The 20,179-nt window shown below is 62.3% G+C and carries 14 protein-coding genes and 1 pseudogene; 8 read left to right on the top strand and 7 right to left on the bottom strand.

Annotated elements, in window-relative coordinates:
- The 6 genes and pseudogenes from NKH04_RS25895 to ssuD all read left to right on the top strand — a co-directional run.
- Positions 1–226: pseudogene (locus tag NKH04_RS25895) on the top strand (aldo/keto reductase); the annotation flags it as partial.
- Positions 227–299: 73 nt separating this feature from the next.
- Positions 300–890, top strand: a complete 591-nt coding sequence (gene msuE, locus NKH04_RS25890; protein WP_352471353.1) for an FMN reductase — start codon at positions 300–302, stop codon at positions 888–890.
- 254 nt (positions 891–1,144) lie between these two features.
- Positions 1,145–2,152: a taurine ABC transporter substrate-binding protein gene (gene tauA, locus NKH04_RS25885; protein ID WP_352471352.1), complete on the top strand. Its 1,008-nt coding sequence runs from the start codon at positions 1,145–1,147 to the stop codon at positions 2,150–2,152.
- A gap of 69 nt (positions 2,153–2,221) precedes the next feature.
- Positions 2,222–3,016 (top strand): taurine ABC transporter ATP-binding protein, encoded by a 795-nt coding sequence (locus NKH04_RS25880; protein WP_352471351.1) that lies wholly within the window; start codon positions 2,222–2,224, stop codon positions 3,014–3,016.
- On the top strand, positions 3,013–3,861 hold the full coding sequence (locus NKH04_RS25875; RefSeq protein WP_352542466.1) for an ABC transporter permease subunit: 849 nt from the start codon (positions 3,013–3,015) through the stop codon (positions 3,859–3,861). Before NKH04_RS25880 ends, NKH04_RS25875 begins: the two co-directional genes overlap by 4 nt.
- 42 nt (positions 3,862–3,903) lie before the next feature.
- Entirely contained in the window at positions 3,904–5,052 is a 1,149-nt protein-coding gene (ssuD, locus tag NKH04_RS25870; protein WP_352831693.1) for an FMNH2-dependent alkanesulfonate monooxygenase, read from the top strand.
- A gap of 267 nt (positions 5,053–5,319) precedes the next feature.
- Here the strand turns inward: ssuD and NKH04_RS25865 are convergent, their stop codons facing one another.
- The 3 genes from NKH04_RS25865 to NKH04_RS25855 all read right to left on the bottom strand — a co-directional run bounded on the left by NKH04_RS25865 (position 5,320) and on the right by NKH04_RS25855 (position 8,819).
- The gene (locus NKH04_RS25865) at positions 5,320–5,928 is read right to left on the bottom strand and encodes a hypothetical protein (protein ID WP_352831695.1); all 609 of its coding nucleotides are present in this window, start codon (positions 5,926–5,928) and stop codon (positions 5,320–5,322) included.
- A 210-nt stretch (positions 5,929–6,138) separates the two neighbouring features.
- The gene (locus NKH04_RS25860) at positions 6,139–7,419 is read right to left on the bottom strand and encodes a GNAT family N-acetyltransferase (RefSeq protein WP_352831697.1); all 1,281 of its coding nucleotides are present in this window, start codon (positions 7,417–7,419) and stop codon (positions 6,139–6,141) included.
- Positions 7,419–8,819, bottom strand: a complete 1,401-nt coding sequence (locus NKH04_RS25855; protein ID WP_352872568.1) for a lipopolysaccharide biosynthesis protein — start codon at positions 8,817–8,819, stop codon at positions 7,419–7,421. Before NKH04_RS25855 ends, NKH04_RS25860 begins: the two co-directional genes overlap by 1 nt.
- A 381-nt stretch (positions 8,820–9,200) precedes the next feature.
- Between NKH04_RS25855 and NKH04_RS25850 the strand changes: the two genes are divergently transcribed.
- Positions 9,201–13,118, top strand: a complete 3,918-nt coding sequence (locus tag NKH04_RS25850) for an ATP-binding protein (RefSeq protein ID WP_353045170.1) — start codon at positions 9,201–9,203, stop codon at positions 13,116–13,118.
- 145 nt (positions 13,119–13,263) lie between these two features.
- Here the strand turns inward: NKH04_RS25850 and NKH04_RS25845 are convergent, their stop codons facing one another.
- The 3 genes from NKH04_RS25845 to NKH04_RS25835 form a co-directional block, all read right to left on the bottom strand.
- The gene (locus NKH04_RS25845) at positions 13,264–13,764 is read right to left on the bottom strand and encodes a hypothetical protein (RefSeq protein WP_352831704.1); all 501 of its coding nucleotides are present in this window, start codon (positions 13,762–13,764) and stop codon (positions 13,264–13,266) included.
- Between the two features lie 162 nt (positions 13,765–13,926).
- A complete protein-coding gene (locus NKH04_RS25840; protein WP_352683007.1) occupies positions 13,927–14,148 on the bottom strand; it encodes a hypothetical protein in 222 nt (73 codons plus the stop codon).
- A gap of 67 nt (positions 14,149–14,215) precedes the next feature.
- The gene (locus NKH04_RS25835) at positions 14,216–14,488 is read right to left on the bottom strand and encodes a DUF4242 domain-containing protein (protein WP_023677971.1); all 273 of its coding nucleotides are present in this window, start codon (positions 14,486–14,488) and stop codon (positions 14,216–14,218) included.
- A 199-nt stretch (positions 14,489–14,687) separates the two neighbouring features.
- Between NKH04_RS25835 and NKH04_RS25830 the strand changes: the two genes are divergently transcribed.
- Positions 14,688–17,285 (top strand): helix-turn-helix transcriptional regulator, encoded by a 2,598-nt coding sequence (locus NKH04_RS25830; protein ID WP_353045169.1) that lies wholly within the window; start codon positions 14,688–14,690, stop codon positions 17,283–17,285.
- A 148-nt stretch (positions 17,286–17,433) separates the two neighbouring features.
- On the opposite strand, the gene secA is transcribed toward NKH04_RS25830, so the two are convergent.
- Positions 17,434–20,166, bottom strand: coding sequence for a preprotein translocase subunit SecA (secA, locus tag NKH04_RS25825; protein WP_352821644.1), 2,733 nt, complete (start codon positions 20,164–20,166; stop codon positions 17,434–17,436).
- Between the last annotated feature and the right edge of the window lie 13 nt (positions 20,167–20,179).

Raw genomic sequence — 20,179 nt, 5'->3', positions numbered from 1 at the left:
GGCGGCGATCGCCGGCCCGCGTACCGAGGAACAGTGGGACAGCTATGCGAAGGCATTGGACTTCAGGCTGAGCGCCGAGGACGAGGCCTTTGTCGACCGCCTCGTCACTGCCGGTCATGCCTCAACGCATGGGTTCAATGATCCGAGCCATCCGGTCGAAGGCCGCGTGCCGCGTTCGGAGCCGGCCGCGCCGATCCCGCTGACACGGCCTCTGCGCGCCGCCTGACGGTCGCCGACGAAATGGCGGGGCCGGCGGCCCCGCCCGCGTTTCCAATTGCTTTGGACAGATGAGAGAGCCCATGAATTTCCACGTCGAACGGCTGCGCCAGAACATCGTCGTGCTTTCGGGCAACACCCACAGGCCGTCGAAGTCGCGGACGCTGGCGCATCATCTCGGCGAGGCGCTGCGCGAAAGATTGTCTGTCACAGTAAATTTCCTCGATCTTGTCGATGCCGGCCGTGGTCTGGGTGCTGCGTTTACGCGAAGGGAATTGACGCCGGAGGCGCTGAATGTGGTAAACGCGGTCGAACAGGCCGACGCGCTGATCGTCACGACGCCGGTCTACAACGGCTCCTATGCTGGCCTGTTCAAGCATCTGTTCGACCTCATCGATCCACTGGCGCTCGTCGACCGGCCGGTCCTGATCGGCGCGACGGGTGGTGGCCAGCGCCACGCGCTGGTAGTCGAACATCAGCTTCGCCCGCTGTTTGGCTTTTACTCCGCCCTGACGGTGCCGAGCGCCGTCTATGGCAGTGACAGCGACTTTGCCGACGGCAAGCTCGTAGATTCGCTGGTTCTGGCGCGGGCCGGGCAGGCCGTGGATCAATTCGTTGCCCTGCTTTCAGCGCGCCAGCCGAAGAGCCAACCGGTCCGGGCGGCTTCGGGCTGACGGATAAAGTGCCAAGGCAAGTGCCTGATAGGCGATATATGGCCAAGGCGCGGCCCGTAAGCACTCCGCATTTTGCGCCTGAATAATCCCGCGGGCGACAGGGTGCCGTCTAAATCCGAATTCTTTTTTAAGCGCGAGCTGATTTTAAGAATTCCATTGCTATCTAAGTCTATAATATCAGTGGACTTTAATCCAACGCTCTTTGAATAGGGCGGTCGAGGGGTTTGCCCTCTGTTCAAAAGGATTAAGGCTCCATGCGAAAACTTATTTCCGCCGCCCTTGTCGGGCTTGCCATAGCGGCCACATCCGCTGCAGCGCATGCCGACGACAAGAAAGTCGTCATCGCCTACCAGACCGGTGCCAATCCCTACAACCTCGGTATTGCCAACGGCGATCTTGCCAAGAAAACCGGCTGGAACATCGAATACCGCCGCTTCAATTCCGGTGCTGACATCTTTGCTGCCATCGCATCCGGCGACGTCCAGATCGGCGATGTCGGATCAAGCCCGTTCGCCGCAGCCGTCAGCAGGGGCATCGACGTGAAGGCCTTCTACATCTCCTCGGTCTCCCGTGACGGAGAAGCCCTGGTGGTGCGGCCCGATATCAAGTCGCCGGCCGACCTGCGGGGCAAGAAGCTCGCGGCCGCGCCAGTATCGACGGACCATTACCAGCTTCTCGCCGTCCTCAAGCAGGAAGGCATTTCGGAGAAAGAAACCCAGGTCATCGCCATTCCGCAGCCCGAAATCGTCGCTGCCTGGAAGCGCGGCGACATTGACGGGGCCTTCGTCTGGGATCCGGCACTCTCTGAACTCAAAAAGGACGGCAAGGTTCTGCTCACAGCCGGCCAGGTCGCCGACCGTGGCGCGCCGACCTTCAGCGCGCTGGTCGTGACCGGCGAGTTCGCCAAGGCCAATCCCGACTTCCTCGGCCAGTATGTCCGGCTGATCGACGGCTACAACACCGCCTACCTGAGCAACCCGGCCGCATGGGGACCGGACTCAGAGAGCGCCAAGCTGATCGCCAAATTGCAGGGCGGCACGGCGGCCGAGAATTCGGAGCAGTTGAAGACGACTGTGGTTCCGCCGCTCGACGAGCAGGTGTCCGACAAATGGCTGGGCGGTGGCGACAAGAGCGCCGTTGCGAAAATCCTCAAGGACACCGCAGGCTTCCTGAAGGACCAGCACAAGATCACCGCCATCAAGGACAGCTACGCCGCGTTCGCCGATCCGGAATACGCAGACGCTGCCAAGGCCTCGAACTAGAAATCACCTGACGAAATTCAGGTTCTGGCTGGCGGAATTCTCGCCAGCCAGACTGCTTGGAGGCCCACCATGCTTCGGATCCGCGATGCCAGCGTGACCTTTCCGGCCTCGGATGGCCAGGACGTACACGCGCTTGATCACGTCTCGCTCGATATCGCTCCAGATTCCATCGTTGTCGCGGTTGGTGCTTCCGGATGCGGCAAGTCGACATTGCTCAACGCGATCGCCGGCTTCCTGCCGCTCACCGAAGGCACGATCACACTGGACGGAAAAGAAATTGTCGCGCCCGGCGGCGATCGTGGCGTCGTCTTCCAGAAAGATACCTTGCTGCCCTGGGCCAATGTGCTGGACAATGTCGCTCTCGGCCTGAAATACCGAGGCGTGCGGCGCGGCGAACGCCATGAGCGATCGAGGCGTCTGCTGGAACTGGTCGGGCTCGCCGATTTCGCCGAAAAGCCGCCCTATGAACTGTCCGGCGGCATGCGCCAGCGAGTCGGCATCGCGCGGGCGCTGGCCACCGATCCGAAGATCCTGCTGATGGACGAGCCGTTCGGCGCCCTCGACAGCCTGACGCGCGAGACGATGCAGCAGCTTCTGGCCTCGGTCTGGGCCAAGACCGGCAAGCAGATCCTGTTCATTACCCATTCGATCGAGGAAGCCCTCACGCTCGGCACCACCATCGTTGTGATGTCGCCTCGACCAGGCCGCATCGTTGCCCGGTTCGACGCCGACTTCGTTCGCGACTTCGCTGAGAGCGGCGACATCGGGCCGATCCAGTCCCACCCGCGTTTCATCGAACTGCGGCAGGAAATCCGCTCGCTCATCCACCAGCCGGAAGGCGCCCGCACAGGAACCTTGCAATGACGCTCGCCGCCAATTCCGGAACCTCTTTTTCGTCTTCGATAGCTCAGCGCGCGCCGTCTCCCAAGACGCGCCGGTCCGCTTCGACAAGCACGCTCGGCATCAGCCTGGTCACCCTGGCGTCGCTCATCGCCTTGTGGTTTTTGGCCACGCGCTTCGGCTGGGCGTCGCCGCTGTTCCTGCCGTCGCCCGCCGAGGTACTGACCCAGTTCAGCGCCGTCTGGGCCGATGGCTATGCCAACGGTACGCTCCTCGAGCACACACTCGCCAGCCTCGGCCGCATCGCCGCGGCGCTCGGTGTCGGCATTTTCCTGGGCATTCCGCTCGGCCTGCTGATGGGACTCAATCGCTGGGTCAAGGGCATTTTCAGCGTTCCGATCGATCTCTACTGGGGTCTGCCGCCTCTGGCCTACCTGCCGCTGCTGATCATCTGGCTGGGCATCGGCGAAACGTCCAAGATCGTGCTCCTGTCGCTGTCGACCTTCGCCCCGATCTGTTTTGCCGCACAGGCCGGCGTCCGGTCGGTGCCGGCCGAACGCATCAATGCCGCGCTGTCGCTCGGTGCGAGCCGGCTGCAACTTTTCACCAGCATCATCCTGCCGTCCGCGTTGCCGGAAATCATGACCGGCCTGAAGATTGCCATCGGCGCCGGATTGTCCACGCTGGTAGCGGCCGAGCTGATCGCGGCCCAGTCGGGCCTCGGCTACATGATCATGTCGGCGGCCAATTTCCTCGCCACCGACGTCGTCTTCGTCGGCCTCATCGTCATCGCCATCCTTGCCTTCGCCTTTACCAGCGGCATGCGCTGGCTGGAGCATCGCCTCATCCCCTGGAAGGGCAAGATCTGACGCTTGCCTAGACATTCCGCAATCGCTGAAGGAAACAATCCGATGTCCAGCAACACCCGTCCGCTCGACCTCTACTGGTATCTGCCGACCCATGGCGATGGACCGTATCTCGGCACGGACGAGCGGCACCGCCCGGCAACCTTCGGCTATCTCAGGGAGATCGCCCAGGCTGCGGACCGGCTTGGCTTCAAGGGCGTGCTCCTGCCGACAGGAACGCGTTGCGAAGACGCCTGGATCGTGGCGGCCGGGCTGATCCCGCTCACCGAACGGCTGAGGTTCCTCGTGGCACTTCGGCCGGGCAGCGGAACACCGGCGCTGTTTGCGCGTCATGCGGCCACTCTGGACCGCATTTCCGGTGGTCGTGTCCTGCTCAATGTCGTCACTGGAGCCGACCCGGCCGATCTCGCCGGCGACGGCAACAAGCTCAGTCATGACGAGCGCTATGCACAGACCGACGAGTTCCTGACGATCTGGCGGCGGATCCTTTCGGGTGAGCCGGCGGATTTCGACGGCAAATATCTTTCCGCCCACGGCATCGACATTTCCTTCCCGCCGGTTCAGCGGCCGCATCCGCCACTCTGGTTCGGAGGCTCTTCGGATGCCGGCATCGCGATCGCCGCCAAGCACGTGGACACCTATCTGAGCTGGGGTGAACCGGTGGACCAGCTTGCCGAAAAGATCGGCCGCGTCAGACAGGCAGCAGCGGCGCAAGGCCGAACGATCCGCTTCGGCCTTCGCATTCACCTGATCGTACGCGAAACGGAGGATGAGGCGTGGGCGGCGGCCGACCGGCTGATCAGCCACGTCACCGACGACCTGATCGCCGAAGCCCAGAAGGGATTTGTCCATATTTCGGAATCCGTCGGCCAAAAGCGCATGTCGGCGCTGCATCAGGGCCGCCGCGACCGGCTGATCGTCGGCCCGAACCTGTGGGCGGGACCGGGGCTGGTGCGTGGCGGTGCGGGAACGGCCCTGGTCGGCAATCCCGACAATGTTGCCGCGCGCATTCGCGAGTATCAGGAGATCGGCATCGAAACCATCATCGCGTCCGGCTATCCGCATCTGGAAGAGGCGTTCAACGTCGCTGAATTGCTTTTCCCCAAACTCGGCCTGAATGGCGAAGCCGCACCCCAGGAGCGCAGCTGGGACGTCGAGTTCGGACGCCCCAAAGTCACCGCGTCCGCTTCGTGACGACCTGCCGACAGCGTTGGCCAGAGCGATGTCCTTTCGCTTCGCGACGGCGATCGGAGCGAGGCTGCGGCCAGGTCCAATGACATGGCTTTCGGGAATCGACCGAGAGCAACGAGCGTCCTGGCTAACCGCCGGATAAAGTTAGGATAGGCCATATCCGGCCGCTCAAGCGAGCTCGGCTGGCGTTATCCCAGGAGCCCTCCTGGGATAACTGCTATTGAGGCCGCGGCCGGTCCCTCCGACAGCCTCAGGCGGTAACGAGGTCGCTCACATCGGCCCCGGCACCATCTTGGTGGGCTGCTCCGGCATCGGGAACGCATAATTGTCGCATTTCACGTCCGGGTTCGTCGGGCTGAACATTCCGAGCGGGTTGTCCTTGAACAGCCAGGCGTGAAGGTCGTAGTGGTGGAACTCCTTCGGGATGAGCGGATAATGCCCCTCCATCGGCCCCTGGAATGTCTGGCCGAAGAGCTTCGGCGGCTCCTTGGTGTCGGGCGTCAAGGGCACGAGCCATTCCGCGCCGACCAGGCGCAATTCGCCGCCGACCGGCTCATAGATCAGCACATTGGGGCGCGTCGGATCCGCGGTCGGGCCGACAGTCGTGACGTTGACGAAATGGATGCCCATCGCGCCCTTCGGGTAGTCCATCGCCCCCTCTACCTTTTCACCGCTGTAGAAGACGCATCCTACCGTCGATAGATAAAGCTCGCGAATGGCAACCTTGTAGTCTTCATACCTGGACAGCGATTTACGCAGGGCATCGATCTCGGCTTTGTCGGGTTCGGCCGCCCGAGGCGTGGCGGCGTTCAGACACGCGCCAACGAGACCTGCCAAGGTGAGGATACCGACACGCCTGAGGTGAGTTGTTTTCATCATGCATTCCTCCCAGATTTTTTTCTTCTGGCCGTGCAGGACCGAGGCGGCAGTGATGCTGGACGCGCGGCCGTAATTGATCGCCTCATCCCGGTTGGGACTGCGTCGATGCTAATCCTTTCCGCTGATCGGGAGAATTAACCCTGACGACCTAGGCCCGAGAGAGCCGACGGTGCGGAGACGGACGGTCGGGCCCACTTTGGACCCCATGCACTAGCGCCGGCGCAGCAGGCTCCTCATCCGGTTGCGCAGCAGGCGCGCCATGTTGCGGGTTTCGCGGTAGAGGTGAAGCTGCGACGCCGCCTGGCGGGCGGGGCGGTCGGCGTCCGGCGTCAGCCCGATCACCAGCGTGCCCATCGGCTTGCGTTCGCTCCACAGCCGGCTCATCACCGGATGGTCGGGCACCGCGCAGGAATCGGTCATCATGATGTTGGGGTCGTCGAGATGCTGCCTGGTCACCTCGATCATCAGCAGCGTGCCCGGCGAATAGGCAGCGAGCGTCTCGTCATAGGCGGTCTTCCAGGTGTAGGCGACGCCGGCCTCGACGAAGACGACCAGGCAGGCGATGGTGCGGCCGTCGAGCGTCAGCGAATGGATGCGGCAAAGATCCTGTTCGGCCAGCCGGTGCACCGCTTCGCGGGCGAAGGCGGCGCGGTAGCGGTCGATGGCCATGGCGGTGCGCTCGCGGCCTTTCCAGCCGGCGGCCTCCAGTGTCAGGAAATTCTCGATGGCATGGCGGATCTCGTCCGGCCCGCGCGCCACGACATGCTCCAGCCGGCCGAGGTCGGCAAGGCGGCGCTTCAGGCGGCGGAACTCGCGATAATGGTGCGCGCGCAGCGAAGCTTTCAGATATTCCTCGCCATTGAGCTCGCTTTCGAGCACCGGGCGCTCGGCCTTGCCGGTGGTGACCAGCGTCAGGCCGCGCGTTTCGGCGACGCTGGCGAGCAGGCTCGCCACCGGGCCATCCAGCCTTATGTCGGGCAGCACGAAGACTTTCGGCAGTTTGAGATGCGGCCTGGACAGCATCGAGAAGAAATCCTCGATCACGCCGATCGGATCGTCGCGGTCGACCAGCGGCGTGCCGATCGGGCCGAACGGGCTCGACCAGGTGCGCATGACGGGAACTCCGAGCGGCACCGCCGGCCGCTCGACCGAGAACGGCACCAGCAGGCGCAGCCGGTTGCGATACTGGTCGCCGTCGCGGATGACGGCCAGCCGCACCTCACGGTCCTCGAGCCTGGGCATGGCCGGCGCCAGGAAGCGCGGATTGAAGAAGACGTTGGGCTCGATCGTGCGGGTACAGAGATAGTCGAGCTCCTCGACCAGGTCGAAGCCGGCGGAGGCCGGATAGATGGCAAGCTTGCGCTCGGGCCGGTTGTTGGCGAGGATCTCGACATGGGCGGGATCGGCTTCGCGGGCAAGCCCGGCAAGGCCGGACACCATGGCGCCGGCCGGGCCGCCGCTGGTTTCCTCGAGCAAGGGGACGGCAGCCATCAGGCGGCTCCTTTGGCGGGAACGAAAATGACCATGGCGATGCCGAGCTTGCGCCAGACCGTAAAGGACAGCGCGCCGGCCTCGAAGATCATGGCGAAGACGGTGGCCATCGCCGCGCCCCACAGGCCGAAGAGCGGGATCAGCACGACGCTAAGCGCGATGTTGAAGGCCAGCGTCATGGCATAGACGGCGGCACAGATATTCTGGTTGCCGCTCATGGTGAGCAGGCTTTCGCAAGGGCCGACGGCGGCCCGCGCGACGACGCCGAACACCAGCAGGAACAGCAGCGGATAACCGGCGGAAAATTCGGGGCCGAACAGGGTCAGCATCGGCTCGCCCAGGGCCAGCACCAGCAGCGCCATGACCAGCGACGGCCAGAAGGTCCACGACACGGTTTCGCGGGCAAAGGCGGCGAGCTTTTGCGGCTCGCCATGGGTGAACTGGGCATAGCGCTGGGCAACGCCGGCCTTGACGGCGAAATAGACGAAATGCACCAGTGCCAGCGTCTTGACCGTGGCGAAATAGACGGCGACGTCGTTGGGATCGAGATAGGCGCCGACCATCAGCACGTCGGCGTTGGTGAGCAGGAAGAAGAAGCTCTCGACCAGGAAGATCGGCAGCGAGACGATGAACCATTGGCCGAAATGCAATTTCATCGGTCCGGCCGGGATCCTTTTGTCGATGCGCGACGTCACGCCGATAAGCTGGCCGAGCGTGGTGGCATAGGTGGCGGTGATCGCGGCGAAGATCGCCGTTCTGGCGTCGGGCGCATAGCCCGCCAGGAGCATCAGCGCCATGAACGCCAGGATCAGCAGCGGCCGCACCAGGAATGTCGGCGACAGCGCAAACAGCGCCCAGGAATTGGCCCGCGCCAGCCCTTGCAGCAGGTCGGACATGGCGATCATCGGCAGGCAGATGATGCCGAGGATGAACGGCACGACATAGTAGTTTTCGATATAGGCCGACAGCAGCCAGACGCCGAGCGCGCCGAGGCCGGCGATCACGGTGGAGGCAATCAGCACGAACAGCCGGCTGGCCCGCACGATGCCGCGCAGTTCGGCCATCATGCCGCGCTCGCGATATTCGGGAATGAAGCGGATGATCGAGGTGTGGAAGCCGAGGCAGGCGAGATTGCCGACGATGACCATCGTCACCCACACGAGGACGAAAATGCCGTATTCGAACGAGCCCATCCAGCGCGCCATCAGGACCTGGCTGACGAAGGCGATGACGGCGCTGACGATGCGGACCGAAAAGGCGATCAGCGACATGCGGCCGGCCTCGCCGCGCGCGCCGGCGCTGAACAGGACGGCATCGATCAGGCCAAGCAGCGGCCTGATGCGCAGCGCAAGGCGCTGCGGCAGGAACCGCCCGGCTGTCGTCGCCGCGGAAAAGCGCACCCCGATCACACTCCGTTTTCCGCCAATTTACAGGGGTTGGGTGTAGCGGAGACACATTAAGAAACGGTTGGGTGGGGAGTTCCCTTCGCCCCGTCTCTATACGGGGAGAAGGTGCCGGCAGGCGGATGAGGGGCGGCGCTGGCTTTCGAAAATTTGCCTTGCCCTACCGTTGTTGCAGACGTTCTCAAAATAAAGCTTACTAACGAAGGTAGGGAGTCGCAAAGGTATAGACAAATTTTGCTTTAGGGGACAAAGTTCATTGCCCAATTTTGGATTGTGCGACGTTTTTCTGAAAAAATCAGTTGAGCTCATCCGCTTAGTTCACCCGACTGCCAGATGTCTAGATCGAACAACATTCGCGAAAAAATATTTGGCGGGGAAATGATTGAATTTACGCCGCAACTGCTCCACCTCCATACCCTAGAGTCTCTGTTGACAGATCTGGTTAGTGATCGGGCGGTTGCTATTGACGGTGACGTATTATTTGCGTTGGCCGATAACCGGGCACGCAGCGCTCTACAATGGTACCGGACGCGAGGCGCGGCAAATTGGATAGCCAACGTAAGTGCTGCGCACGCTGAACAATTGGTGGATGCAATTCTCGCTGAGCCGCCAGAAGTGGCGGCAATTCCGGCGCGCGCGGCTAATACCAACAATAGGCGTCTGACGTTGGTAAAGCTCGAAGCTCATAGGTTTGCGGGGCTTCACAAATTTGGAACTCCTGGCGCGCCTCCGCAAAACTATGTTCATGAATTTACAGCGCCGGTGACCCTGTTCGAGGGCCGCAACGGCTCCGGAAAGACCTCGCTAGCAAATGCCATTATTTGGGGTCTAACAGGTGAGATCCTTCGCCCACAGCGCGAGCCAGAAAGGGCGGATGTAGACTTCGATTGCTGGATAGCAAATGCAGATGGAGAGGACGGTGAAACGGCGCACCGGCTCTCCCCAGTTACCCCCATGCCAGATGTTTCTCAATTTCGGCCTGATCAGGGGTGGGTTCCAGCTGACACATGGGTTGAGTTGACCTTTGCTGACGAAGAAGGGGAAATATTGCCCCCTGTCCGCCGCATTCAGAGGCGAACCGCGCGAGGTGCCCTTGAGGAGATTCCGCCGGAGCTAGCTGGCCTCGCCATTGATCCGATAGCCGTGCGGATCGGGACAGTTATGCCAGGCCTTCTCCCACTCATCAAAGTTGGAAGTGAATCCGAACTAGGCCGGGCCGTCGCCGAGTTAACGGGCCTATCGGCGCTGGTAGACCTCGCCGGGCACGCTCTGCGCGCCAAGAACAAGATAAAGGAGTTTATTAAGGCCAAAACTAAGGAACTGGAGGGAATTGATCGGATTTACAGAACTGCGCGGGACGACTTTACTGCGGAGCTAAAGCCCTATCCGGCGCTCGTGCCGCCAAAGGCGATGCCGGAACCTTCTAGTGATGCGACTGCTGAAGAAACCCTTGACGAAATCACCGGGTATTTTGAAGCCACAAAGGCGACAGCCTATGAGTCCGTTCGCGATATCCTTGGTGAAGGGTTCGATCCCGTTGACCCCAAACGGAGCGCCGATCTTGAGACTTCGATTGCGCCCGCACTCAACGAAGTAGGTCAGCCCCAACGACTTCCCTCGATGGCAAGGTTGCGGGGTTTTCGCGAACTCTCGTCGGAGCAGCTAAGCACCGCCGAGACCAAAATTGCCGAGATAGTACGTGAGGCAAAGTTACTCGACGCTTTGGCGCGAGATCCATCGTCTGCGGCTCGTTCGCGCCTTTACGCTCATGTGGCTACTTGGATCGAAGAACATCCCGACGCTGTTCGCACTGAAGATCAGTGCGTTGTGTGTGGCGGCTCTCTGGTCGAAGCCCAGGACCCCGTCAGTGGCCGGCTTGTAAAGACGCATATTCACGAGGCTAGCCTGGACGCCTCGCTGATTGCCCAAACCCTAAATCGCTGGTCACAGATCGCTCTAGGTGAACTTAACAGCGTTCTACCCGAAGCATTGCAAGCTGAACTCAAACGCGATCTGCCGACTCATCCCATCGACCTCATACGCAAGGCTCTGGTCGATGAACTTTTCGCTCTTGACGCGTTCGGAGGCGAATTGGTCGCTCTCAAAAGTGAGACGGCCAAAGCCTTTGACGAAGTCGTCAAACAGAGCCCCGACCTCCCTGCCGCTACCCCGATCTCGCTTCCTGCGACTTGTGCGGCCCTCACGGAGGGATTGAAGCGTCTCGACTTGGCATTGCGTTTTGCCCGATGGCGACAAGAAAACGAGGTCTTCGCACGTCAAGTCTTTGAAAACGTCGTTGGTCGTAGGCGCAAAACGGGTGAGCTTCCAGAAAAGGTCACACTCATGGGCAAGCTCTTAGAGCTTGATGTCACTGTGAAAGGCGCGGAGCCAATTACCAAGGCCCTAGCAAAGTGCACTCGTTTGAAAGATGAAATCAAACTTCGGCGTGCTGCCGAAAAACGGATCGCCGAGTACGAAACCGCGGGCACCGCGCTCGTAAATCTTTCAAAGTTAGGCGAGTTGGCGGATCGGCAAGTCGATCAACTGCGTAAGACCCTCCGCACCGAAGCAGCGCTATGGCGGTCGCGAATTTATGTCAGCACGTTCCCCAGCACCGCACACGAGTTGGTCGACGCTTCTATGGGACGGAAGGGCAAACTCGATCTTGTTGTTCGTGCAGGTGGTGTGTCTGCGCCTGCACAGCACGTGACAAATGCGTCGGCGCTGCGGGCTAGTTTGGTTGGTTTCTTCTTTGCCTTTTGGGAGCATGTGCTGAAAACCCGTGGGGGTCTTAAGACCCTTTTGCTCGATGATCCGCAGGAATTGCTCGATGATGAAAATCGGCAACAGCTAGCCAACTCCTTTGGAACCCTTATCGAGCTAGGCGCACAGCTAATTGTTACGTCTTACGATAGGCGCTTTGCCGGCGTGGTTGCCCGGCTGCCGGTTCGTCCCGCTGTGGAACACCTTGCCGTTCATCCGGCTACGCTGAACCAACCTGTAGTTAGAACAACACCCCATCAGGCAGAGATCGAGGCTCGCAAGGAATTGTATGATAGAGACCGAAATGCTGAAGAGCCTGCTCGATCTTATGCGGACGGTTGCAGAGTTTTCTTTGAAGCAGCGTTGGGTGATGTGTTCGATGATCCCGCTCATTTGGTTTGGGCAAAAGCAAATCCCGATCCAACATTGAGAACCTTTGCAGATCGCCTGCGATCTTGCATAAAAGCCGGTCCGCAAGGGATGTTTGCGATGCAGGTGTTTTCAGACTTCATCTCGCACCCAGCGTTGGCCGAAGGCTCGCTCGTGCTGCAATTGATGAACAAAGCGCATCATGGGAATCGTCAGGAAATTCGTCCGGGGGAGGTTGCGCAATGTGCCGATGATCTTGGGCAACTCGTTGTGCTTACCGGGCGAATGTACGAGGAATGCGATCGATGGAAGCGCCGCGCGGCCATTTCACCAACCCCCACTGGGGCAGTTGACGTGCCGCCGGCCTTAGATCCGATGACGCCGCCGTCACTTAACCTGATAGTCTACCCTGATCTTGCGGCATTTACCCAACACTCTCCCGCCATGGGTTCGCAAGAGGCCACAGAACCGTTCGATCCTAAGCTATTGGTTGGAAAGGCTGTATTCTATCTACGTCGCCATAATTTTGGCTTTGCGGCTCCCCAAGGATCTCTAGCAATTGTCGAAGCGCAGCCCGGTCCGGTCCTCGACCGCCGTCTCGTCATCGCGCGTCACGGTCAGTCGATCTTCGCGCGCCGGTTCCTTCGCTCGAAGGGCTCGGACTTTATTGGGTTAACAGCGGAAGTTCCGGATCCTAGCGCAAGAAGTCCTTACACAGTATTTTTTCCTGAAGCAGAAGTTTCCGTCCATCAGGTTGCGGGTGTTTTGTTCGATCACGACATCAAAGTAGATCAAGGGCAGGATGAGGCCGTTCTCGTTGATGCATCTAAAGTTCTGGCTCGCGTTGAGGTCGGGTTTCGCGTTGTAGATGAGAGCGCTGTGCCGCTTGCTCTTCCAAAGCAGATAGTGCTCGGAGGGCCTTCAATCAGTCTTGCCGAAATTGGGCACCATGAGGGAACGTTGGTTGCGCTGGCTCTCGATAGCGGAGCCGGTATATTCAAGCGGATAGGGTCCGCTCTCCCCGGAAATCTCGCTCATCTGCGTCAATTCGAGAGCATAGGCGGTCTTGGTTCATCGGAAGTCCTATCTGTAGGAAAGGCGCAACCTGGCGTCCCACAAGTGCAACACGTGCGCCGAATAATCGGTGTGATCTATAACGGTTGAAGCTGGTGCGTGAGATCCGCTTGGCCAAAAAACCCTCCGGCCAGCCGCCCCCCTCAGGTGGGGAGATTGGCCAACGCCGGTGCTGCCCGTCATCCGCCCGTCGGGCACCTTCTCCCCGTAGAACGGGGAGAAGGAAGAGCCCCGCCTACGTCCCCTTCATCGCATCACATGAAACATTCGGGTTCATGTCGGCGAAGGCGCCGGTCGGGTTGCCCTTCCAGGCCCAGACATGCAGCTCGTAGAACGGACCGAGGCCATAGCGATTGGGCGCGCTGTTGAAGTTGAACAGATGTCCATCGAGCGAGGCCGGGCCTTTCGAGGTGATGTATTCGACCGCGATCAGTTTTAGCGTGCCGTCGGCCATCGGCTCGTACATCACCGCTTCCGGCTTGGCGACATCGACAGCGTCGTCCTTGAGGTAGCCGGGATTGACGTAATGGATGCCCATGGCGCCGCCGGTGATGCCGCTGGCGCAGGGGATTGGCGCGTAGCCCTCAGCGGTCGCCGCCGCCACATTCTCGAAGCGGCTGTTGGCGGCGCGTACCTTGTCGGCCAGCGGATTGCCGTCCTTTGCCTGGGCAGCGGTGGCGGCGATCGACAGGATGGCCAGGGCGGCAAGGCGCCCGGTGCAAAGATTGATGTTCATGTTCTCTCCGGTTGTTTGAGGACGCGCACCGATCGGGTCTGCTCAACGCTGCGGCGTCCGTTGGAACTTTGCGAAACAGGTCGCTCGTCCTGTTTTCATGTCGGCCGCAATGATGCGGCCGGTTGCACGGCTTGTCTCAGCCCGTCCAAACGGCGCGGCGTACTAATAGTCCCACCAATAATATTCCCAGTATTCGCGCCGCTGCTCGCGTTCGGGCAGTCCGATGTCCTGCCTCAGATAATCGTCTTGCGGGGGCAGCCGGCGCCGCCTGCCCAGCAGACGCGAAGGCAGCGCCGCCGCGATCCGCCATAGACGGCCAAGCAGGGAACCGCCGGGGTTTCCCACGACAGGCGCCGGTTCGCCGACCGGCATGCCATCAGGCATGTCGCAATTGCCGCGAATGGCAGTTTGATACTCATCCTTTTGTCCGCCACTTGGGGTTTGCCTGCCATCAACGGTAAAAGTAGGGGTCAAGAACCCGCACCTCCGTGATCTTGTCGACAGGCAGCGAATTCTTCTGGGCGGTGCTGCGGATCGCCTCGGGCGAGGGCGCGTCGTAGATGCAGAAGCTGCGCTTCTTGTCCGGCGACACGTAGGACTGCAGCCAGGTAACGCCCTTTTCGGCATTGCGCATGACGACACCGCCCAGCGCGTCGGCGCCGGCTTCGTTCATCGGCACGTTGAGGCCGTCCGGGAATGTGCGTTCAATCAGATAGCGAGGCATGGAAGCCTTCCTTTCTCCAGTGGGTCACGCCCGGTTTGAGCGCGGCTCGACATTGATCACGCCCGGCAAGAGCGCACATCGGAGCCTTTCCCCATTTTTGGCGGGACGATTCCCTATGTTGGCAGCGTTATGAGCGGGGGATATGTTGGCGGGTCCATCGCGGGTCCGCCTTTTCGGCGAACTCGATCTGCGTGAGCGAATGATGCTTCTGGAACGGCAGAAACAGCTGGAGCGACTCGACGGGCTGCTGGCCGATGCCGGGCGCGGCCGTGGCTGCGTCGCGGTGCTTGCTGGCGAGGCCGGGGCCGGCAAGACCGCGCTTGTCGAGGCCTTCATCGACCGGACTGCGCAAGCCACGCGCATATTCCGCAGCGCCTGCGAGGATCTGTCGATACCCGATCCGCTCGGGCCGCTTTACGATCTGGCGCGGGACGCGCAATGGGCGCTGCCGCAGGCGATCGATCATCGGCAGGGACAGAGGCTGCCGCTGTTTTCGGATGCGCTCGACATCTTCGAGACAAAGGCGCAGCCGACCCTGCTGGTGATCGAGGACTTGCACTGGGCCGATGATGCGACGCTCGATTTCGTCCGCTTTCTCGGCCGGCGCATTGCCAACAGGCATCTCTTGCTGCTGCTGACGGCGCGCACCGATCGCAGCGAGGGACAGATGCGGGTGCGCCGCGCGCTCGGCGAGATACCGGCAGGCAGCGTCGCGCGCATCGACGTGCCGCTGCTCAGCGAGTCGGCGGTGCTGTCGCTGGCCGAGGCGGCGGGGCGTGATGGCGACGCCATCTACCGGGCGACGGCGGGCAACGCCTTTTTCGTCACCGAACTGTTGTGCAGCGGATGCGAGGAAAAAACGGCGCTGCCGGCAAGCGTGCGCGACGCGGTTCTGGCGCGGGCCGAGCGCCTGTCGGCCGGCGCCCGCGCGATGCTCGACGCGGTGTCGGTGTTTCCACGGCGGGCCGATGCCTGGGCGTTGCAGGGCCTGTGCAGCGTCGCCAGCGCCGGCCAGCTTGCCGAATGCGTCGCCAACGGCTTGCTGGAGGATCTGGGCGATGGCTATGCGTTCCGGCACGAGATCGCCCGCCGCGCCATCGAGGCCATGTTGACGACGAGCCACCGGCGGCAGTTCAACCAGCGCGCCCTGGCCGCCCTTCTCGAAAACAGTGAGGTTTCCACCGGCCGCCTGGTGCATCACGCGGTGGAGGCGCACAATCTGCAGGCAGTGCGCGAACTGGCCCCGGTTGCGGCGCGCGAGGCCTCCCGCGTCGGCGCCCATCGCGATGCGGCCGGCTTCTATGAAGCCGTGTTGCGGCAGGCCGACAGCCTGCCGGTGGAGGAGCGCACGGCGCTCCATGAGAAATATGCCTTCGAGTGCCACCTCATCGGCAAGATCGACGAGGCCATCGCCGCGCAGAACCAGGCGCGCCGGCTGCATCAGGCCCAGGGGAATACGGCGAAGGAAGGGGATTGCCTCAGATGGCTGTCGCGCTTTGCCTACCTGCTTGGCGACCGCATGGCTGCCGATGCCCTTGGCGAGCAGGCGGTTCAGCTGCTTGAGACCGCGCCGGCCGGGCCGGAGCTCGCCATGGCCTATTCCAACCTCTCGCAACTGGCGATGCTGGCCGAAAGGCTCGACGACACGCTGCGGCTCGGCAACAAGGCGATTGCGCTCGCCGAACAACTGAACCGGCCCGACATCGTCTGCCACGCGCTCAACAATGTCGGCAGCGCCGAGCAGTGGCTGGATCTGGCAAACGGACGGCTGCACCTTGCCCGCAGCCTGGAGATCGCGCTGGAGCAGAATTTTCAGGAACATGCGGCGCGCGCCTTCACCAACAGCGCCTGCAGCGAGATGAACCAGCTCGGCTTCGCTGAGGCGCGGTCGTTCCTCGATCGCGGCATCAACTATTGCGTCGAAAACGATCTCGTCACCTGGCGCGACTATATGCGCGGCGTGCTGGCCCAGTTGCTGCTGCGCCAGGGGCAATGGGAAGAGGCTGCCGGCGAGGCGCTCGAGGTGATCGCCAACGATCAGGCGACGATGCTGGTCCGCTATCCCGCCGTGGTCGCCCTGGCAAAGCTGCGGATACGGCGCGGCGACCCGTCCGCCGAGCCGCTTTTTGCCGAAATGACGCAGTTCCTGGATAAGGGATTGGAATTGCAGCGCCTGGCGCCCTATGCGGCGCTGGTGGCCGAACGGGCGTGGCTCGGCCAGGCTGACAAGGATGAGGCGCTCGGCCTGATCGCACTGGCTGAGAGCTTGTCGACGACGCGGGCGGGTTTCGGCGAGCTGGCGACGTGGCGGCAGAAGCTGGCGCCGGACATGGATCCAGGCGACACCATCGGCATGGCCGCGCCCTACCGGCTGCTGCTCGCCGGCGACTGGCAGGCGGCGGCAGAACTATGGGCCGAGATGAACGCGCCCTACGAACGCGGGCTGGCGTTGGCAGAGGGCGACGAGACCGCGCAGCGCCTGGCGCTGGAGATTTTCGAAAGCCTCGGCGCCAGGCCGGTCGCCGTTTACCTGCGCGATATCATGCGCCGCAACGGCGTCAACGGCATTGCAAGGGGGCCGCGCCGAACCACGCGCGCCAATCGCGCGGGCCTGACCCAGCGCCAGATGGAGGTGCTGCAACTGATCGAGCGCGGCTTTTCCAACAAGCGGATCGCCGAGCACCTGACCATCTCGCCGAAGACGGTCGATCACCACGTCTCGGCGGTTCTGGGCAAGCTGGACGCGGTTTCGCGGGGTGAGGCGACGGCCGCGGCGCGCGATTCGGGGTTGATTTGAGCCTGTCTTCTTCGGGTCGCGATCCTTCGCGCCCCCCTCTGGCCTGCCGGCCATCTCCCCCTCAGGTGGGGAGATTGGCTAATCGCAAACGCTGGCTCTGCCCTTCGGGCACCTACTCCCCGTGAACGGGGCGAAGGAAAGCAGTGCCTTACGCAAACGCCCCATGACAATGCTTGTATTTTTTCCCTGACCCGCACGGGCAAGCCTCGTTGCGGCCGACCTTGCCCCAGGTGGCCGGGTTCTTCGGGTCGCGGTCTTCGGGGGCGACGACGGCGTTGGTCTCCTGGCGGACCAGCACGGCCGTCTCGCCACCTTCGAAATCGTCCTCGCCGGTGAAGCCGTCGATGTGGCTGCCGAACATGTCGGGGGCCTCGGGCGGCGGCGCTTCCGCCGCCTGGCGGACCAGCTCGACGCGCATCAATTGCGCGGTGACGGCCTGGCGCAGATTGCCCAGCATCGCCTGGAACAGCTCGAACGCTTCGCCCTTGTACTCCTGCAGCGGATCGCGCTGCGCATAGCCGCGGAAGCCGACGACCGAGCGCAGATGGTCGAGATTGACGATGTGCTCGCGCCACAGATGATCGAGCGTCTGCAGCACCACGGAGCGTTCGACATAGGTCATCACGTCGGGACCGAAGCGCTCGGCGCGTTCCTTGGCGGCGGCCTCGGCTGCCTGGCTGACGCGCTCGCGGATGTCGTCCTCGGCGATGCCTTCTTCCTTGACCCAGTCCTCGACCGGCAGATCGAGATTGAGGAATTCGGCGATCTCGGCCTTGAGGCCGGCGACGTTCCACTGCTCGGCATAGGCGTTTTCGGGAATGTTCTTGGCGACGATCTCCTCGATGACGCCTTCGCGCATCTCTGTGATGGTCTCGGACAGGCCCTCGCCGTCCATCAGCTCGATGCGCTGCTCGAACACCACCTTGCGCTGGTCGTTCGAGACGTCATCGTATTTCAAGAGGTTCTTGCGGATGTCGAAGTTGCGCGCCTCGACCTTCTTCTGCGCCTTTTCCAGCGCCTTGTTGATCCACGGATGGATGATCGCCTCGTCTTCCTTGAGGCCGAGCTTCTGCAGCATGCCGTCCATGCGCTCGGAACCGAAGATGCGCATCAGGTCGTCCTGCAGCGACAGGAAGAATTTCGACCGGCCGGGATCGCCCTGGCGGCCCGAGCGGCCGCGCAACTGGTTGTCGATGCGGCGCGATTCATGGCGTTCGGTGGCGAGCACGTAGAGGCCGCCGGCGGCGAGCGCCTTTTCCTTCAGCCGGGCGATGTCGTCGCGGATTTCCTTTTCCCTGGCTTCGCGCTCGGGGCCGGCCGGCATGTCGCCAAGCTCCTCGGCAATGCGCATGTCGGCATTGCCGCCGAGCTGGATGTCGGTGCCGCGGCCGGCCATGTTGGTGGCGATGGTGATCGCGCCGGGCTTGCCGGCCTGGGCGACGATCGCCGCCTCGCGCTCGTGGTGGCGGGCGTTCAGCACCTCGAAATCCTTAAAACCTTCCTTGCGCAGGCGTTCGGCCAGCTGCTCGGACTTCTCGATGGAAGTCGTGCCGACCAGCGTCGGCTGGCCCTTGGCGCGGGCTTCCTTGATCTCCTTGACGATCGCCTTGTATTTCTCCTCGACCGTCCGGTAGACCTCGTCGTCTTCGTCAATGCGGATGACCGGCAGGTTGGTCGGGATCTCGGTGACGTCGAGATTGTAGATGTTGGCGAATTCCTCGGCCTCGGTCAGCGCCGTGCCGGTCATGCCGGCGAGCTTCTTGTAGAGGCGGAAATAGTTCTGGAAGGTGACCGAGGCGAGCGTCTGGTTCTCCGGCTGGATCGCCACATGCTCCTTGGCTTCGAGCGCCTGGTGGAGGCCCTCCGAATAACGGCGGCCGGGCATCATGCGGCCGGTGAACTCGTCGATGATGACGATCTCGCCGTTGCGCACGATATAGTCCTTGTCCCGCTGGAACAGCCGGTGCGCCTTCAGCGCGTTGTTGACGTGGTGGACGATGGCGACGTTCTCGACGTCGTAGAGCGACTCGCCCTTGAGCAGACCCGCATCGCGCAGCATGTTCTCCAGCTTCTCGGTGCCTTCCTCGGTGAAGATCGAGGTCTTCTGCTTCTCGTCGATCTCGTAGTCCTGCGGCTGCAGCTGGATGATGAAGGTGTCGATGGTGTTGTACATTTCCGAACGGTCCTCGAGCGGACCGGAAATGATCAGCGGCGTGCGCGCTTCGTCGACCAGGATGGAATCGACCTCGTCGACGATGGCGTAGCTGTGGCCGCGCTGCACCATCTGGGCGCGCTCGTATTTCATGTTGTCGCGCAGATAGTCGAAGCCGAGCTCGTTGTTGGTGGCGTAGGTGACATCGGCGGCGTAGGCGACGCGGCGCTCCTCGTCGGACAGGCCGTGGACGATGACGCCGACCTTGAGGCCGAGGAATTTGTAGACGCGGCCCATCCATTCGGAGTCGCGCGTGGCCAGGTAATCGTTGACGGTGACGACATGGACGCCGTTGCCGGCGAGCGCGTTGAGGTAGACCGGCAACGTCGCCACCAGCGTCTTGCCTTCGCCGGTGCGCATCTCGGCGATGCCGCCATTGTGCAGCACCATGCCGCCGATCAGCTGCACGTCGAACGGCCGCATGCCGAGCACGCGGCGGGCGGCCTCACGCACGGTGGCGAAGGCCGGCACCAGGAGGTCGTCGAGACTGGCGCCGTTGGCGATGTCCTGGCGGAATTTGTCCGTGCGGGCCTGAAGCTCGGCGTCGGAAAGCGCCCGCATCTCGTTTTCCATGGCATTGATCGCCTCGACGCGCGGCCGGGTCGATTTGACCCGACGATCGTTGGAGGAGCCGAAAACCTTACGGGCGAGACCGCCGAGACTGACCATCCAATGGCCCTTT

Source organism: Mesorhizobium sp. M1365 (assembly GCF_040317865.1).
Lineage (GTDB): Bacteria > Pseudomonadota > Alphaproteobacteria > Rhizobiales > Rhizobiaceae > Mesorhizobium.
This window is presented reverse-complemented; position numbering and strand designations above follow the sequence as displayed.

Coding starts and splice junctions, on each gene's coding strand:
- ssuD (WP_352831693.1), top strand. CDS start 3,904: ATGTCCAGCAACACCCGTCCGCTCGACCTCTACTGGTATCTGCCGACC.
- msuE (WP_352471353.1), top strand. CDS start 300: ATGAATTTCCACGTCGAACGGCTGCGCCAGAACATCGTCGTGCTTTCG.
- secA (WP_352821644.1), bottom strand. CDS start 20,166: ATGGTCAGTCTCGGCGGTCTCGCCCGTAAGGTTTTCGGCTCCTCCAAC.
- NKH04_RS25850 (WP_353045170.1), top strand. CDS start 9,201: ATGATTGAATTTACGCCGCAACTGCTCCACCTCCATACCCTAGAGTCT.
- NKH04_RS25835 (WP_023677971.1), bottom strand. CDS start 14,488: ATGCCTCGCTATCTGATTGAACGCACATTCCCGGACGGCCTCAACGTG.
- NKH04_RS25830 (WP_353045169.1), top strand. CDS start 14,688: ATGATGCTTCTGGAACGGCAGAAACAGCTGGAGCGACTCGACGGGCTG.
- NKH04_RS25840 (WP_352683007.1), bottom strand. CDS start 14,148: ATGCCTGATGGCATGCCGGTCGGCGAACCGGCGCCTGTCGTGGGAAAC.
- tauA (WP_352471352.1), top strand. CDS start 1,145: ATGCGAAAACTTATTTCCGCCGCCCTTGTCGGGCTTGCCATAGCGGCC.
- NKH04_RS25860 (WP_352831697.1), bottom strand. CDS start 7,419: ATGGCTGCCGTCCCCTTGCTCGAGGAAACCAGCGGCGGCCCGGCCGGC.
- NKH04_RS25875 (WP_352542466.1), top strand. CDS start 3,013: ATGACGCTCGCCGCCAATTCCGGAACCTCTTTTTCGTCTTCGATAGCT.
- NKH04_RS25845 (WP_352831704.1), bottom strand. CDS start 13,764: ATGAACATCAATCTTTGCACCGGGCGCCTTGCCGCCCTGGCCATCCTG.
- NKH04_RS25880 (WP_352471351.1), top strand. CDS start 2,222: ATGCTTCGGATCCGCGATGCCAGCGTGACCTTTCCGGCCTCGGATGGC.
- NKH04_RS25865 (WP_352831695.1), bottom strand. CDS start 5,928: ATGATGAAAACAACTCACCTCAGGCGTGTCGGTATCCTCACCTTGGCA.